15 protein-coding genes are annotated in these 15,235 nt (G+C 67.4%); 8 read left to right on the forward strand and 7 right to left on the reverse strand.

All coding sequences use genetic code 11. From position 1 onward, the window contains the following. Positions 1-112 precede the first annotated feature (112 nt). Positions 113-859 (forward strand): DUF6683 family protein, encoded by a 747-nt coding sequence (locus MT490_RS12875; RefSeq protein WP_297388223.1) that lies wholly within the window; start codon positions 113-115, stop codon positions 857-859. On the opposite strand, the gene MT490_RS12880 is transcribed toward MT490_RS12875, so the two are convergent. The 3 genes from MT490_RS12880 to MT490_RS12890 all read right to left on the reverse strand — a co-directional run bounded on the left by MT490_RS12880 (position 856) and on the right by MT490_RS12890 (position 3,468). Beyond that, positions 856-1,284 (reverse strand): DUF1810 domain-containing protein, encoded by a 429-nt coding sequence (locus MT490_RS12880; protein ID WP_297388226.1) that lies wholly within the window; start codon positions 1,282-1,284, stop codon positions 856-858. The genes MT490_RS12875 and MT490_RS12880 overlap by 4 nt on opposite strands. Continuing rightward, entirely contained in the window at positions 1,281-2,798 is a 1,518-nt protein-coding gene (locus tag MT490_RS12885; protein ID WP_297388229.1) for a hypothetical protein, read from the reverse strand. Before MT490_RS12885 ends, MT490_RS12880 begins: the two co-directional genes overlap by 4 nt. A 109-nt stretch (positions 2,799-2,907) precedes the next feature. Beyond that, positions 2,908-3,468, reverse strand: a complete 561-nt coding sequence (locus tag MT490_RS12890; protein ID WP_297388231.1) for a YqgE/AlgH family protein — start codon at positions 3,466-3,468, stop codon at positions 2,908-2,910. A 188-nt stretch (positions 3,469-3,656) separates the two neighbouring features. Here MT490_RS12890 and MT490_RS12895 point away from each other — a divergent pair, with 188 nt between their 5' ends. The 3 genes from MT490_RS12895 (at position 3,657) to MT490_RS12905 (ending at position 5,998) form a co-directional block, all read left to right on the forward strand. Further along, positions 3,657-4,139 (forward strand): peroxiredoxin, encoded by a 483-nt coding sequence (locus tag MT490_RS12895; RefSeq protein ID WP_297388235.1) that lies wholly within the window; start codon positions 3,657-3,659, stop codon positions 4,137-4,139. A gap of 74 nt (positions 4,140-4,213) precedes the next feature. After that, complete coding sequence (locus tag MT490_RS12900) at positions 4,214-4,471, forward strand: hypothetical protein (protein ID WP_297388237.1); 258 nt, start codon at positions 4,214-4,216, stop codon at positions 4,469-4,471. A gap of 75 nt (positions 4,472-4,546) precedes the next feature. Continuing rightward, the gene (locus tag MT490_RS12905) at positions 4,547-5,998 is read left to right on the forward strand and encodes an AMP nucleosidase (RefSeq protein WP_297388240.1); all 1,452 of its coding nucleotides are present in this window, start codon (positions 4,547-4,549) and stop codon (positions 5,996-5,998) included. A 101-nt stretch (positions 5,999-6,099) separates the two neighbouring features. Here the strand turns inward: MT490_RS12905 and MT490_RS12910 are convergent, their stop codons facing one another. Genes MT490_RS12910 through MT490_RS12925 form a run of 4 tightly spaced genes read right to left on the reverse strand, consistent with a single transcriptional unit; the run spans position 6,100 to position 9,939 of the window. Then, positions 6,100-6,840: an SIMPL domain-containing protein gene (locus MT490_RS12910; protein WP_297388244.1), complete on the reverse strand. Its 741-nt coding sequence runs from the start codon at positions 6,838-6,840 to the stop codon at positions 6,100-6,102. Between the two features lie 23 nt (positions 6,841-6,863). Beyond that, positions 6,864-8,693, reverse strand: coding sequence for a M2 family metallopeptidase (locus MT490_RS12915; protein ID WP_297388246.1), 1,830 nt, complete (start codon positions 8,691-8,693; stop codon positions 6,864-6,866). Positions 8,694-8,753: 60 nt separating this feature from the next. Continuing rightward, entirely contained in the window at positions 8,754-9,515 is a 762-nt protein-coding gene (locus MT490_RS12920) for an alpha/beta hydrolase (protein WP_297388250.1), read from the reverse strand. Beyond that, entirely contained in the window at positions 9,496-9,939 is a 444-nt protein-coding gene (locus MT490_RS12925; protein WP_297388253.1) for a GFA family protein, read from the reverse strand. Before MT490_RS12925 ends, MT490_RS12920 begins: the two co-directional genes overlap by 20 nt. Positions 9,940-10,023: 84 nt before the next feature. Between MT490_RS12925 and MT490_RS12930 the strand changes: the two genes are divergently transcribed. The 4 genes from MT490_RS12930 to MT490_RS12945 all read left to right on the forward strand — a co-directional run bounded on the left by MT490_RS12930 (position 10,024) and on the right by MT490_RS12945 (position 15,139). Further along, a complete protein-coding gene (locus MT490_RS12930) occupies positions 10,024-10,470 on the forward strand; it encodes a MarR family transcriptional regulator (RefSeq protein WP_297388257.1) in 447 nt (148 codons plus the stop codon). Beyond that, on the forward strand, positions 10,463-11,569 hold the full coding sequence (locus tag MT490_RS12935) for an HlyD family secretion protein (RefSeq protein WP_297388260.1): 1,107 nt from the start codon (positions 10,463-10,465) through the stop codon (positions 11,567-11,569). Before MT490_RS12930 ends, MT490_RS12935 begins: the two co-directional genes overlap by 8 nt. Positions 11,570-11,668: 99 nt before the next feature. Next, the gene (locus tag MT490_RS12940; protein ID WP_297388263.1) at positions 11,669-13,258 is read left to right on the forward strand and encodes a DHA2 family efflux MFS transporter permease subunit; all 1,590 of its coding nucleotides are present in this window, start codon (positions 11,669-11,671) and stop codon (positions 13,256-13,258) included. A 93-nt stretch (positions 13,259-13,351) separates the two neighbouring features. Further along, a complete protein-coding gene (locus MT490_RS12945; RefSeq protein WP_297388265.1) occupies positions 13,352-15,139 on the forward strand; it encodes a cache domain-containing protein in 1,788 nt (595 codons plus the stop codon). The last annotated feature ends 96 nt before the right edge of the window (positions 15,140-15,235 follow it).

Consider the following 15,235-nt stretch of genomic DNA (forward strand, 5'->3'; position numbering starts at 1 on the left):
TACACCGCATCTTCGGGGATGGGCCGCCCCGGAAATGCGCCGAACACCGTCGATCGTCCGCAGCGTTTCCGATAGGCCGGCGCTACGTAGCCCGTCCGGAGGACTCGACCCCATGCCCGCCCGCATCGTGCTCCTTGCTCTCGTCGCCAGCCTCGCCACGCCCGCCGCCGCGCAGGACATGCCGACCGTCCTCCCTTCCAATTACGAGCTGCTCGACATCCTCAACAAGCAGCGGATCGAAGCGTCGATCGGCACGCGGCAGCCCCGGGCGACGCTGCCCGCGGCGTCCACGAGCAGGAAGAGCAGGCCGGTCCGTTCCCAGGCCCCGGACACGACGACCGGCTACCGCCCCTCGCCCGCCGTGAGCGCGCGCGTTCGCCGGCAGTTCGTCACGACGATGGGCGAAAGGGTCGGTGCCGCCAATGCCCGCCAGCTCGCCGCCGTGATGGAGCGCGGCGATCCAATCGCCAGCTGGTCGCGGATCGTTACGAGCGACGGCTTGCGTAGCGGCGACGTAGCGGACGCATTGGCAGCCTATTGGCTCCTGAACTGGACCATGGCCAACGGCAAAGAGGGCAATCAGACCCAGGTGCTTGCCGTCCGCGATCAGGTCCACGCGATCCTCGTTTCCAACCCGCGCCATGCCGCGTTGAGCGAGGCGCAGCGCCAGGAAATGGCCGAGACCCTGATGCTCAACTTCCTGGTCCAGCACGCCGCCTATGGCGACGCGTTCAAGCGCGGCGACCAGGCGATGATGCGCCGGCTGGGCGATGCCGCGGTCGCCCGCTTCCGGGGCGAGATGGGGATCGACCTGCGCCGACTGCAGCTGGGCGATACGGGCTTCACGCCGATCGGCTAGGCCAGGCGCTGCAAGCCCTCGATCGTCCGCGGATCCGCCTCTCCGCCGCACAGCCGCCGCAACGCCTCGCCGAAGACCAACTCCGGCGGATCGATCTCGGCGAACAGCGTCATCGACGAGCGGAACTTTAGATGATCGGGATAACCGAACACGGCCTCCGCCGTCCGCCCGCTGGTGAGTGCCGCCGCGCTGGCCTCCCGCAGCCGAGGTCCCAGAATCGGATGGCGGAGATAGGCCTCGGCCTCCTTCCGCGATCGTATCGCGAAATATTGCGAGGTCGGGCTCGCCCCCAGCCCGGCGAGCTGCGGGAACACGAACCACATCCAATGCGTCCGCTTGCGCCCCGCCCGCAGCTCCGTAAGCGCATCCGCATACACCGGCGCCTGGGCCGCCACGAACCGTTCGAGATCGAAGTCCGCGCTCACCGCACCAGCCGGTAGCTCACAAACGCCACCTGCTTCGCGTCGGGCGACCAGCTCGGCACGTTGATCGTCCCCTGCCCGCCGAACAGCCGTGTCAGCACCTTTGGCGGCGCGCTGCCGTCGGCGGGCATGATCTTGAGGACCACGTCCTCGCGATTGGGCGGATGGTCGCTCAGCGCGACATCGAGCCCGAACGACACGAAGACGATCCACTTCCCGTCGGGAGAGACGTGCGGGAACCAGTCGCGCCGCTCTGGATCCTTGGTGAGCTGCACCGGATCGCTGCCGTCGGCGTTCGCGCGCCAGATCGCCATCGCCCCGCTGCGGGTCGAGTTGAAGTAGAGATGCTTGCCGTCGGGCGAATATTCGGGTCCGTCGTCCACCCCCGGCCCGACGATCAGCGGCCGTGCCGGCCCGCCGGCCAGGTCCTTTGCCCATATGTCGTAGCTCTCATCCCCGGTGCCGACCCGGACATAGGCAAGCGTCTTCCCGTCCGGGCTCCAGCCATGCCAGTAGGACCGCGCCCTGGGATCGCTCACCACTTCGCGCGGGTGCTCCGATCCGGCGAGCGGCAGCACGTAGATGCGCGAGAGATTGTCGGGCTCGGACTGGTCCGAGATCACGAGGCTGTTGCCATCGGGCGAGATGCCGTGATCGTTGTTGTTGCGGATGTTGCGCCCCGTCGCGATCCCCGCCGGCTCGCCGCCCTCCACCGGGATCCGCCAGATCCGTCCATCGGCGTTGTACACCAACGCCTTGCCGTCGCGCGTCCAGTTGGGCGCCTCGATCTTGCCGGGGAAATGGCGGACGACGCGGCGGCTCTGGACGCCGCCCACTTCGATCACCTCGAGCGTGCTCTCGACCTTCGCGGCGTACCCCGTGTCGGGCACATAAGCGAGCCGCGGCACGTCGATCTCGACATTGGAGAAGGTCGCGGTCTCGGTGACGCTGTCGTCGTGCGCCGACAGCGCGAGCCCGACCAGATAGGGAGCCTGGAACGCGATCCGGTAGCTGCCTCCGGCATGGGCAAGCCTACCGTCCGCGCCCGCGACCGAGAAGTAGACGAAGTCCCCCTCGCGCTCGAGCCGCACCCGCCGAGGATGCCAGACGGCCGAAACGATCTGCCGCGTCGGCCCGTCCTGCACCTCGCGATATTGGAGCGAGACCATCCCGTCGCCATGCACCATCACATCGGCATAGGGCGATCCGGGCGTACGGTTCTGCCGGATCATCAGCCCCGCCTTGCGGTGCGGATCCTTGCCCTTGCCTTCCCAGGCGATGTCGGCGGCGATGTGGAGGTCGCCGGAGCGCTGCGTCCAGGCATAATGGAACGCGTCCTTCTCGCCCCAGATGTTCGCACCGCCAGCGGTCATCCGGTAGCGGCCCGCATCATGGGCAACGCTGCCCGGAGTGGCGGTCTCGCCGATATCGGCATGGTTCGCGAAGATCCCGACGCTCTGCGCCGCCGCCGGGGACGCGCACAGCGCCATCGCGCATGCGATCAGGAAGTGCCGCATCCTCCGCCCCTCTCGCTTCGCCGAAATCAGGTTCGGTCGCGAGCGCATGTTAACGCTAACCATCGCCAAAGCGAAACCCTTTCGCTGCCCTGTTCCGCGCGGCGGCGACTCACGCCGTCCCGGTGCTGTTCGCCAGCAGCCGCGGATCGACCCCCGCGGCTTCGAAGCCCTTCGCCCAGCGCCGCCCGGCATCGACTTCATAGAGCAGCCGCGTGTCGCCGCTGGTGCTGAACCAGCCGTGCCGGGTCATCTCCTCGTCGAGCTGCCCTTCGCCCCAGCCGGCATAGCCGAGCGCGACCAGCCAGCGGCTCGGCCCCGTCCCCTCGGCGATCGCCTTGAGCACGTCGATCGTGCCCGAGAGCGCCCAGCGCCCGCCGACGTCGATCGTGTCCTGCCCGCCCCAGTCGGTCGAGTGGAGCACGAAGCCGCGCCGCGGCTCGACCGGGCCGCCGAAATGGACCGGGGCGTCAGGCACGTCGCCCGGATCGATCTCGAATTGCCGGAGCAATTCGTGGAGCCCCAGCCCCTCGATCGTCTCGCCGATCCCGATGCCGAGCGCGCCTTCGTCGTCATGCGCGCACATCGCGATCACCGCGCGCTCGAAGCGCGGATCGCCGATCCCCGGCATCGCGAGGAGGAACTGGCCGGTGAGATAAGGCGTCGAATCCATGCCCCGACAACTTATCGCCTGGGTTTCGGGTCCGCCACGCTTGAAAATCGAATGGTGGAAACCTGTCCCGAGCTCGTCGAGGGGCTGTTCGCCCCGGCTTGTCGAAGGGGCGTTCTTCTTCTACCGCCCAGCCCGAACCAGTACGGGCCTTCGACAAGCTCAGGCCGAACGGAAGCAGGAGAAAGACCATGACCATCCAGGTTGGCGACCGCATCCCCACCACTCAGTTCGTCAAGGTGACCGAAGCCGGCCCCGAGCAGATCGGCTCGGACGAGTTCTTCGCCGGCCGCAAGGTCGCGCTCTTCTCGGTGCCCGGCGCCTTCACGCCGACCTGCTCGGCCAAGCACCTTCCCGGCTTCGTCGAGAAGGCCGACGAATTGAAGGCCAAGGGCGTCGACGAGATCGCCTGCACCGCGGTCAACGACGCCTTCGTGATGGGTGCCTGGGGCAAGGCCTCAGGCGTCGACGGCAAGGTGACGATGCTCGCCGACGGCAACGGCACTTTCGCCAAGGCAGTGGATCTCGAGATGGACGGCAGTGGCTTCGGCCTCGGCATCCGCGGCAAGCGCTATTCGATGCTGGTGAACGACGGCGTCGTCGAGCAGCTCCATGTCGAGGCGCCCGGCCAGTTCGAGGTCAGCTCGGCCGATTATCTGCTCGCCCGGCTGTAAGCGCCGGGCCCGTAACGGAACTGGCGTGCGGGTGCGTGAGTTGTTCCCTGTAACTTCTTTGAAAGGGAAGCGTCATGGCCAACAGCGATAGCAGCAACAGCACCAACGGTTCCGGCAACGAGAGCGCGAGCCAGGGCCAGGCATCGGAGAAGTCGTTCCTCGCCAGCGCGCAGGAAACGGTCGCCGGCGCGGTCGATGCCACGGTGCAGGCCGTGAAGGATCATCCGGTTGCCGCGGCCGCGGTCGCCGCCAGTGCAGCCGCCGCGGTCGGCGGCGCGGTCTATGCGGCTACCCAATTGGGCGGCGACAAGGGCGCGCAGGCCAAGGAATAAGCCGATCGGCTCCTTTCCACGGGGAAGGGAGCCGGTGGTCTTGCCAGAGTCATCTTCGCGCATTAGCGATCGAAGATGACTCAAGCATCCGATATCGTCGCCGAGCTGGACCGCCTCTATCGCGCCTCGGTGGAACGCCTTCAGGCCGCCCTCACCCGCTATCTGACCGACGGCACGCCGCCGGCCCCCTCGAGCCGCACCGACGGCTCCTTCGCCTATCCCGAGATCCGGCTTACCTATCGCGGCGGCCATGATCGCCCCGCCCCGCGCCGCTCGTTCGGCCGGCTGGTCGATCCCGGCGAATATCGCATCAGCGTCACCAAGCCGGCGATGTTCTCCGACTATCTGGTCGAGCAGCTCACCTTCCTGATGGAGGATTACGACGTCGAGGTCGACGCGACCACCGGGCGGCAGGAGATCCCCTTCGCCTATGTGCTCGATCCCGGCCACGCGCTCAGCCTCGACGAAGTCTCGGCGACCGAGCTCGCCCGCCACTTCCCCGCGACCGAGCTCGCGCATATCGGCGACGAGATCGCCGACGGCCTGTGGATGTCGCACGACGGCACCCGCCCGCTGGCGCTGTTCGACGGGCTGCGCACCGATTTCTCGCTGGCGCGTCTCCGCCACTATACCGGCACGCCGACCGAGCATGTCCAGCAGTACATCCTGTTCACCAACTATCACCGCTATGTCGACGAGTTCGTCCGCTGGGCCTGTTCGCAGCTCGGCCCCAATGAACAGGGTGAACCGAGCCGCTTCACCGGCGTCTCGGGCGCGGGCGGGATCGTCGTCGAGCGCGCCGAGGAGATGGACCGGCTGATCTCGGACAGCGCGTGGCGCCGCCACCAGATGCCTGCCTATCACCTGATGGCGCCGGGCCGCACCGGCATCACCCTGGTCAATATCGGCGTCGGCCCGTCCAACGCCAAGACGATCACCGACCATCTCGCGGTGCTGCGCCCCGAGGCGTGGCTGATGATCGGCCATTGCGGCGGACTGCGCCCCAGCCAGCGGATCGGCGACTATGTCCTCGCCCACGCCTATCTGCGCGACGATCACATCATGGACGACGTGCTCCCGCCCGAGATCCCGATCCCAGCGATCGCCGAGGTCCAGCTCGCGCTCGCCCGCGCCGCCGAGACCGTCTCGGGCCAGTCGGGAGACGAACTCAAGCAGCGCCTGCGCACCGGCACGATCGTCACCACCGACGACCGCAACTGGGAGCTGCGCTATTCCCGCACGGCCTTGCGCTTCTCGCTGAGCCGCGCGGTCGGGGTCGACATGGAGTCCGCCACGCTCGCCGCGCAGGGCTATCGCTTCCGCGTGCCCTACGGGACCCTGCTCTGCGTCTCGGACAAGCCGCTCCACGGCGAATTGAAGCTGCCCGGCCAGGCCAACCGCTTCTACGAGCGCGCGATCAACGAGCATCTCCGCATCGGCATCGAGACCGTCGAGGAACTCCGCCGCGAGGGCGCGAAGCTGCACTCCCGGAAACTCCGCGCATTCAACGAGCCGCCGTTCCGCTGATCGTCATCCCGGCGAAAGCCGGGATCCCAGGCAGCAAGCGAACGGCCGACGGCACGAGATCTCGGCTTGCGCCGGGATGACGGAATTGGCGGGGTGCCGCCTCAGCGGCTGAGCTGGAACTCCACCACGAGGCTGGCATTCACCGTGACAGTGTCGGCGGCACCGTCCTTCTTGGGCGCGACGATCGATACGACCTCGCCGATCAGCGCGAGCGCCCCGGCGGTCGGATCCTGCTTCTCGCTGACCTTGGTGATCGCAGACTTCCGCAGCCCCAGCGTCGCGGCATAGGCGTCGGCCTCGCCCTGCGCCTTCTTGATCGCCGCCGCCTTGGCCTGGCGCGTCGGACCGACATAGTCGGTGAGCAGCGGAATCACGTCGTCGTCCAGCTTGCCGCCATTCGCCTCGATCGGCGCGCGGACGCTCTCGACCGCGGCGCGCGTCGGCGCGTCGAAGGTCAGGGTCTCGGTCGCGGTCGATTGCGGAGTCTCGTCGCTATCCTCCTCGGGCGTGTCGAGAGTGAAGCTGGGTTTCGACTTCATGCTCCCGAAGCTCATGAGCAGGCCCATCAACGAATTGGTCGTGCTGACTTCGCCCTGCGCCTCGCGGACATTGAGCCCTGCCAGCGCCTGAATCAGCTTCGTCTTGTTCGCGGCAAGCGTCGCGCCGGCTGCCGCCTCGTCCTTGCCCTTGGCGGTGAGCGTCACCGAAAGGCGGTAGCGCTGCGCCGGCACCTGAACCTGTCCGTTGCTGACGATCTCGACCGAGACCGGCCCGGTGGCCGTCTGTGCCTGCGCCGCCAGCGGGGCCGCCAGAATTCCCAGCGCGATTGCGTATCTCATCATTCCGTTTCCCCTTTTTGAGTCGGTCACCAGCCTTGCGGCTGGCCCTTGTTCTGCTGGTCGAGCCACTTCCTGAGCGGCGCGAAATATTCCATCATCGGCTTGCCCGAGATCTCACGCGTGCCGGTGAAGACCTGGAGCGCGTCGGGCCAGGGCTTGGAGGCGCCCATCTCGAGCATCTTGTTCAGCCGCGCGCCGACTTCCTTGTTGCCGTAGAAGGAGCAGCGGTGGAGCGGCCCCTTCCAGCCGGCCTGGTCGCATGCCGCCTTGAAGAACTGGAACTGGAGCAGCCGCGCGAGGAAATAGCGCGTATAGGGCACGTTGCCGGGGATATGGTATTTCGCGCCCGGATCGAACCGCGTCTCGTCGCGCGCGACCGGCGCCGCCACGCCCTGATAGTCGCGGCGGAGCTTGTCCCAGCCAGCCTGGTAGCTGCCCGCCGGGATCGATCCGTCGAACACCGCCCAGCGCCATTTGTCGATCAGCAGCCCGAACGGCAGGAAGGCGACCTTGTCCATCGCCTGGCGCAGCAACAGCCCGATATCCTTGTCGGCGCTCGGCACCTGCGCGCGGTCGAGCAGCCCGATCTGGACGAGATATTCGGGCGTGATCGAAAGCGCTACGAAGTCGCCGATCGCCTCGTGGAAGCCGTCGTTCGCGCCGTTGCGGTAGAGCTGCGGCAGATCCTTGTAGGCGCGCTGATAGTAATTGTGCCCCAGCTCGTGATGGATCGTGACGAAGTCGTCGGAATTGACCTTGATGCACATCTTGATGCGCAAATCGTCCTTCTCGTCCACGTTCCACGCCGAGGCGTGGCACAGGACCTCGCGATCCTGCGGCTTCAGGAACTGCGAGCGCGTCCAGAAGGTCTCGGGCAAAGGCGCGAAGCCGAGCGAGGAATAGAAGCCCTCGCCGGTCTGGACCATCTTCTTCCAGTCATAGCCCTTGGCCTTGAGCAGCTCGCCGGTGTCGAAGCCGAGGTCGCCCGCGCCGGGCGGCGCGACGACATCGTAGATATTGCCCCATTCCTGCGCCCACATGTTGCCGAGCAGGTCGGCGCGGATCGGCCCCGTCTTCGCCTGGACGGCGTCGCCATATTTCTCGTTGAGCTTGCGCCGGACATAGGTGTGGAGCGCCACATAGAGCGGCTTCACATCGGCCCAGAGCTTATCGGTGAGCTTGGCGAACTCCTCGGGCGGCATGTCATAGGCCGAACGCCACATCGTGCCCGTGTCGGCGAAGCCGAGATCGGTCGCGCCCTGATTGGCGATGCCGACGATCTTCGCATAGTCGCCGCGCATCGGCGCGCCGACCTGATCGTGCCAGCTGACCCACATCTCCTTGAGCGCCGCGGGATCGCGGCTCTCGCCCATCGCCGCCTCGATGTCGCTGCCGCTGATCGGCTTGCCGTTCAGCGTACCCTTGCCCTTGCCGTACATCGAGCCGAGGCGCGTCGACAGCTCGGCAAGCGTGTTCGCGGCGCCCGGCGTGGTCGGCGCCGGCAAGGTGATCGCGGTGCGCAGCATGTCGAGCTGGCGCCTCTGCTCGGCCGAGAGCCCCGGCGCCTTCTGGAAGCGCGCCGCCTCGGTCGCATAGCGCACCGACATCTCGGTACCCCGTGCGCCATATTCGGCGGCCAGCGCGTCGGTATCGTCGGTGATGAAGGTCGCGTTGACCCATTGGACGCGCTGGCTGATCAGGTTGAACTCGGTCACTTCCTTCTGGGCGCGATCGAGAAAGGCCTGCGCCTCGGCGGCGGTGGGCGTGGATTGCGTCGTTGTGGGCGCAGTCTGCGAGACCGCCGGCGCCGCCAGGAACGCGGCGAGCGCGAGCATCGAAATGCCGGTACGGATCATGATGTGAGGAACCCCTGAGGACCTTGGATGACGCGACAGTCGCGCGCCGTCCGGCGGGCGTCAAGCGGCCAGAAACGCCACGATCGCATCGCCCAGTTCGGGCTTCATCACCGCGCTCATGTGGTTGCCCGGAATCTCGACGAAGCGCCCCTGCGGCAGCAGGTCCGCCACTTCCTGCGCCGACCCGTTGTCGAAATCCTCGGCCCCGGTGACGACCAGGGTCGGCAGGTCGATCGCGGCGATCTCCGCCTCGGACGTGTCGACGAAGGTCTGGAGGATCAGCAGTAGCGCCTCGGGATCGCCCTTGACGGTCTTGAGGAACGCCTCGGTCAACCATTCCGAGCTGCCGCGCTCGAAGCTGCCGAGATTGGTGAGCACCCGCCGGAAATAGGTCCCCCGCCCCCCGGTGTCGGTCAAACCCGCCAGCCCCATGCCGCACAGCACCGCGCGCCGCGGCTTCGCGCCATGGACGAGCATGCGCAAAGTCGTCCGCCCGCCGAGCGAATAGCCGCCAAGGTCGTAGTCGGTCAGCCCGAGATGCTCGATCAGAGCGAACCCGTCGCGCATCAGCACGTCGGGCGGATAGGCGGCGGGATCGTGCGGCCGATCGCTGAGGCCATGCCCGCGCAGATCGGGCATGATCACGCGGAAGCCGCGCGCGGCGAGTTTCGCCGCATGGCCGTACTTGATCCAATTGACCTCGGCGGTGGAGAAATAGCCGTGGATCAGCACCACCGGCCTGCCCTCTCCCATCTCGGTCCAGGCGAGCTCGACGCCGTCGAAACTCGTGAAGCGGTGCGTCTCAGTCGGGAAGCTTGCCAACTTTTTCCATCCAGCGGCGAACGAGGTTCTGGTTCTCGTCGGTCCGTGTCGCGGGCAGGTGGCTGGTGTCAAGCCAGTCGCGGTGCCAACTCTCGCAGCCCGAGTGCGAGGTCGGCTTGAAGCGATAGGGATCGTCGAAGCTGCCGACGGTCAGGTCCATATGCGGCGCCTCCGGGAACCAGAAGGTCAGCGGGGTGCCGCATGCCGAGCAGAAGCCGCGCTCGGCGATCGGCGACGAACGGTAGAGATCGGGCTCGCGCTCCCATTCCACGTCCGCCTTTTGGATGCTCTTGAACGCGATCGAGACGCCGCCCGTCGCGCGCTGGCACATCCGACAATGGCACAGATACGCCTCGTCGTCGCGCATCGTCGCGCGGTAGCGCACGCGCCCGCACTGGCACCCGCCCGTCATTTCCTCCGCCATGTTGCTCTCCCTGCAATTGCCGCTTCGCACAACGCAATCAGGTCCTCGATTGCAATCGATAAGCCTGCTTACTATGTGCACACTATGCCCGAGAATATAGGCTTCCTCCTCGCCGATGTCGCACGTTCGATGCGGCGCCGCTTCGACGAGCGCGCGCGCAAGAGCGGCGCGACCGGCACGCAATGGCGAACGCTCAAGATCCTCGAACGACACGAGGGACTGAACCAGGGACAGATCGCCGAGTTGCTCGAGGTCGAGCCGATCACCTGCTGCCGGATGATCGACCGGCTCGAGGAAGCCGGGCTGGTCGAGCGCCGGCGCGACCCAGCCGACCGCCGCGCGTGGCGCATCTTCCTGACCGACAAGGCACGCCCCGTGCTCGCCGAGCTCCGCGACATCGCCGACGCGATGATCGAAACGGCGCTTCAGGGGTTGAGCGCAGCTGAGCGCGACGCGCTGATCGCGTCCCTCAACGTGATCCGGTCGAACGTGACCCAGACCCAAGAGAGCAAAGAGGCCGCAAATGGCTGATGCCGATCCCAAGATCGAAAAGGCGCCCGCGGAGGCGATCATCATCGAGCCTGCCCAAGAAGCGTCCGCGCCGGAGGCCGCCGAGCCCCGCGCGAAGCGCCGCTGGCTGCGTCCGTTGCTGATGTTCGGCGTGCCGCTGATCATCCTCGGCATCGCCGGCTGGTTCTGGATGACCTCGGGTCGCGTCGCGTCGACCGACAATGCCTATGTCCAGCACGACAAGGTCTCGGTCTCGGCCGAGGTCGCCGGCCGCATCGTCAACGTCGCGGTGCGCGAGAACCAGCGGGTCAAGAAGGGCGACCTGCTCTTCGAGATCGATCCCGCGCCCTATCGCATCGCGGTGGCGCAGGCCGACGCGGCGATCGCCAATGCGCAGGTCGAGCTCAAGACGCTCCAGACCAGCTATGCCGGCACCGGCGCCGACATCCAGGCGGCGCGCGACACGATCCAGGCGGCGCAGGAAGACTATACCCGCCAGGCCGAGCTGATGCGCAGCGGCTTCACCACGCGCGCCCGGCTCCAGCAGTCCGAGCACGCGCTGGAACAGGCGCGTGCCACGCTCCAGCGCGCCAATGCCGATGCCGCCGAGGCGCGCTCGAAGCTCGCCACGGGCGCCGCGGTGCCCGGCGAGAACCCGCAGATCGCCGCCGCCCGCGTCCAGCGCGAGCAGGCGCTGCTCAACCTCAGCCGCACCAAGGTCTACGCCCCCGCCGACGGCGTGGTCAGCCAGGCCGATCGGCTGCAGGTCGGTCAGCAGATGATGACCGGTCTTCCCGCGGTGACCATCGTGACCAGCGACCGTTCCTGGGTCGAGGCCAATTTCAAGGAAACCGACCTCAACAAGATGCGCGTCGGCCAGTGCGCCGAAGTCGGCCTCGACGCCTATCCGGGGCTCAAGCTCAAGGGCCATGTCGCATCGATCGGCGCGCTCACCGGGTCGGAATCCTCGGTGCTGCCCGCACAGAACGCCAACGGCAATTGGGTGAAGGTGACCCAGCGCGTGCCGGTGCGCATCGCGATCGACGAGCAGAGCCCGCGCCCGCTGATCGCGGGCCTGTCATCGGACGTCGAGGTCGATCTGCGGGCACAGTGCAGGTGACCAAACGTCATCCCGGCGAAAGCCAGGATCTCAAGCGGCGGCGCGATGCGGCTCGCGATCCCGGCTTTCGCCGGGATGACGTGTAGAGAGGCGAAACCCATGGCCACCGCCGCCCGCCCTGCCCAGCCCACCGCAACGCCGCCCGCGCCGCAGCCGGGCGTCGCCGCGCTTCCGGTCACCAATCGCGGGCTGCTCACCTTCGGCGTTATGCTGGCGACGATCATGCAGATCCTCGACACGACGATCGCCAACGTCGCGCTGCCGCACATGCAGACCTCGCTCGGCGCGACTGCGGACACCGTCACCTGGGTGCTGACCAGCTATATCGTCGCCTCGGCGATCGCGATCCCGATCACCGGCTGGCTCTCGGACCGGATCGGCTCGCGTAACCTGTTCCTCATTTCCACCGTCGGCTTCATCATCGCCTCGGCGCTGTGCGGCATGGCGCAGAGCCTCGAGGAGATGGTGGCCTTCCGCCTGCTCCAGGGCGTCTCCGCAGCGTTCATGAATCCGCTCAGCCAGACCGTGATGCTCGACATCAACCCGCCCGAGCGGCAGGCCAAGGCGATGTCGATCTGGGGCATGGGGATCATGGTCGGCCCGATCATGGGCCCGGTGATCGGCGGCTGGCTGACCGACAATTTCAACTGGCGCTGGGTGTTCTACGTCAATCTGCCGCTCGGCGTGATCTGCATCGCGATCCTGTGGTGGCTGCTGCCCTCGCGGCCGATCCGCAAGCGGCGCTTCGACATCTTCGGCTTCTCGATGCTCTCCTTGGGCATCGCCGGGCTTCAGCTGATGCTCGACCGTGGCCAGACCGAGGACTGGTTCCAGTCGACCGAGGTGTGGATCGAGATGCTCGTCGCGATCATCGCCTTCTGGATGTTCACGGTGCACATGTTCACCGCGAAGAACCCGATGTTCGAGCGCGACCTGTGGAAGAACCGCAACCTCGTCACCGCCGTGCTCTTCATGCTGGTGATCGGCGTGGTGATGATGGCGACGATGGCGCTGCTCCCGCCGATGCTCCAGACGCTCTACGGCCATTCGGTGTTCGACACCGGCGTGCTGCTGATGCCGCGCGGCTTCGGGGTGGTGCTGACCATGGCGATCTCGGCGCAGCTCGTGCAGCGCGGCTTCGATCCGCGCTGGCTGGTGGGTACCGGCTTCCTCATCGCCGCCTTCTCGCTGTGGGAAATGACGCACTGGTCGCTCGAGATGGGCTCCACCCCGATCATCCTCTCGGGCTTCGTCCAGGGGCTGGGCATGGGCATGATCTTCATGCCGCTCCAGGGCATGGCCTTCGCCACTTTGCCCCCGCAATACCGCACCGAGGGCTCGAGCCTGATGAACCTGACGCGCAACATCGGCGCGTCGGTGGGCATCTCGCTGGTCACCACGATGCTCGCGCGCAGCATACAGACCAGCCATGCCGCGCTCGCGCCCAACATCTCGGCGCAGACGCTCGACGGGCTCGATCCCTATTTCCTCCAGGCGCTAGGCGGGATCGGCCAGGCCGCCTATGCGATGGCCGATGCCGAGATCAATCGCCAGGCAATGATGATCGGTTATCTCAACGATTTCTGGGGCATGGCGATCGTCACCGCGCTGTCGGTGCCCTTGGTGCTGTTCCTCCGGCGGCCGAAGGGCCCGGCGGAGAAGCCGGACCCGTCGGCGGCGGGACACTGAAGGAACCCTCCGACAGGCCGTCCCGTCCTGCGATCCTCTATAAGAAGGGCATATCCTGCGCCCTTGCGGCGATGCTCTCTTTCGAGGAGTCCCATGCTCGCCCGGTTCAACGCCCTGTCGCTCGCCACCAAGACGACCACGCTCACGATCGCCGCGCTGCTGACGCTGGCGCTCACCATCTTCGTGATCGCCGACCGCTCGATCACCGCCGATGCCGAGCGTCAGGCGGCCGAGCGTCAGGAGACCAACATGCGCGTCGCCTGGGACGTCCTGCGCGGCCATGGTGAGGAGTTCCGCGCCGAGGGCGAGCTGCTCTATGTCGGCGACAAGAAGCTCAACGACTGGACCCAGCCCGTCGATCTGGTGAAGACCCTGGTCGGCGGCACCGCCACCGTGTTCCGCGGCGACAAGCGCATCACCACCAACGTCACCAAACCCGACGGCAGCCGTGCAGTGGGCACGACGCTCGCCGCCGGCCCGGCGCGCGACGCCGTGCTCGGCAAAGGCATGCCCTTCCGCGGCGACGCCGACATCCTCGGCCGCGCTTTCTTCACCGCTTACGATCCGATCAAGGACAAGGCCGGCAACGTGATCGGTGTGCTCTATGTCGGCATTCCCAAGGACGAGGCGCTGGCCGCCGTCTCCTCGCTGCGCTGGTCGATGGCGATCGGCGTGCTCCTCGCGACTTTGGTGATCGCGGCAGGGATCTTCGCGCTGAGCCGCGCGATGTTCCGTCCGCTCGGCACCATGAATGCCGTGATGCAGGATCTCGCCAAGGGTTCGACCACGATCGACATCCCCGGCCGCGAGCGTCGCGACGAGATCGGCCACATGGCCGCGGCACTCGTCTCCTTCCGTGACGCCGCGATCGCCCGCCAGCGCATCGAGGCGAGCAGCCGCGAGGCCGATGCCGAGCGCCAGGCCGCGATGACCATACTCAACGAGTCGCTCCGCCGCGTGTCGCAGGGCGATCTGAGCGCGGCGCTCGATGCCCGCTTCCCCACCAGCTACGCCGAGCTACGCACCAACTTCAACGATGCGCTCGACAACCTCTCGACATTGGTCGGCACCGTGCTCGAGAGCACCGATGCGATCCGCAGCGGGTCGACAGAGATCGCCACCGCTTCAGAGGACCTCGCCCGCCGCACCGAAGGCGCCGCCGCCAGCCTCGAGCAGACCGCCGCCGCCGTCACCCAGATGAACGGCCGCGTCGGCGAGACTGCCTCGGCCGCGACCCGCACCGTCGAGCGCGCCGATCGCGCGATCACGGTGGTCGATACCGGCCGCGCGGTCGCCGACGATGCGGTGCAGGCAATGGGCCGCGTCGCCGAGAGCACCAAGGGCATCGACGCGGTCATCGAAGGCCTCGACAAGATCGCCTTCCAGACCCGCGTCCTCGCGATGAACGCCGCGGTCGAGGCCGGCCGCGCCGGCGAGGCGGGCCGCGGCTTCGCAGTCGTGGCCGACCTCGTCTCGGCCTTGGCCATGCGTGCCGAAGAGGAAGCCGGACGCGCCCGCGACCAGCTCACCGCCACCCAGACCGACATCGGCGCTGCGGTGGACGCGGTCGAAAAGGTCGATTCGGCGCTGTCCGAGATCGTCGGCACCGTGGGCGAGGTCCATGGCCTGCTCGCGACGATCGCCACCGACAATTCCGCCCAGTCGACCGCGATCGGCGAGATCAGCACCGCGATCGGCGCGATGGACCGCTCGACCCAGCAGAACGCCGCGATGGTCGAAGAGACCTCGGCGGCCGCGCGCAACCTCTCCGATCAGGTCGAGCGCCTCGCCGAGCACGCCCGGGCGTTCCGGGTGCAGGGCGATGCCCGAAGCGCGCGCCGCAACGCCTTCGAAGTCGCGGGGCCAGCAACGGCGCAATAGCCTGAACTCCCCTCCCTGCAAGGGAGGGGTCGGGGGTGGGTGGCGAGCGAAGCGAGCCCTTCCACGCTCCCCGCAAAGGAAAAGGCCGGGGCATCG

Source organism: Sphingomonas sp. (assembly GCF_026460985.1).
In the GTDB taxonomy this organism is placed as follows: domain Bacteria; phylum Pseudomonadota; class Alphaproteobacteria; order Sphingomonadales; family Sphingomonadaceae; genus Sphingomonas.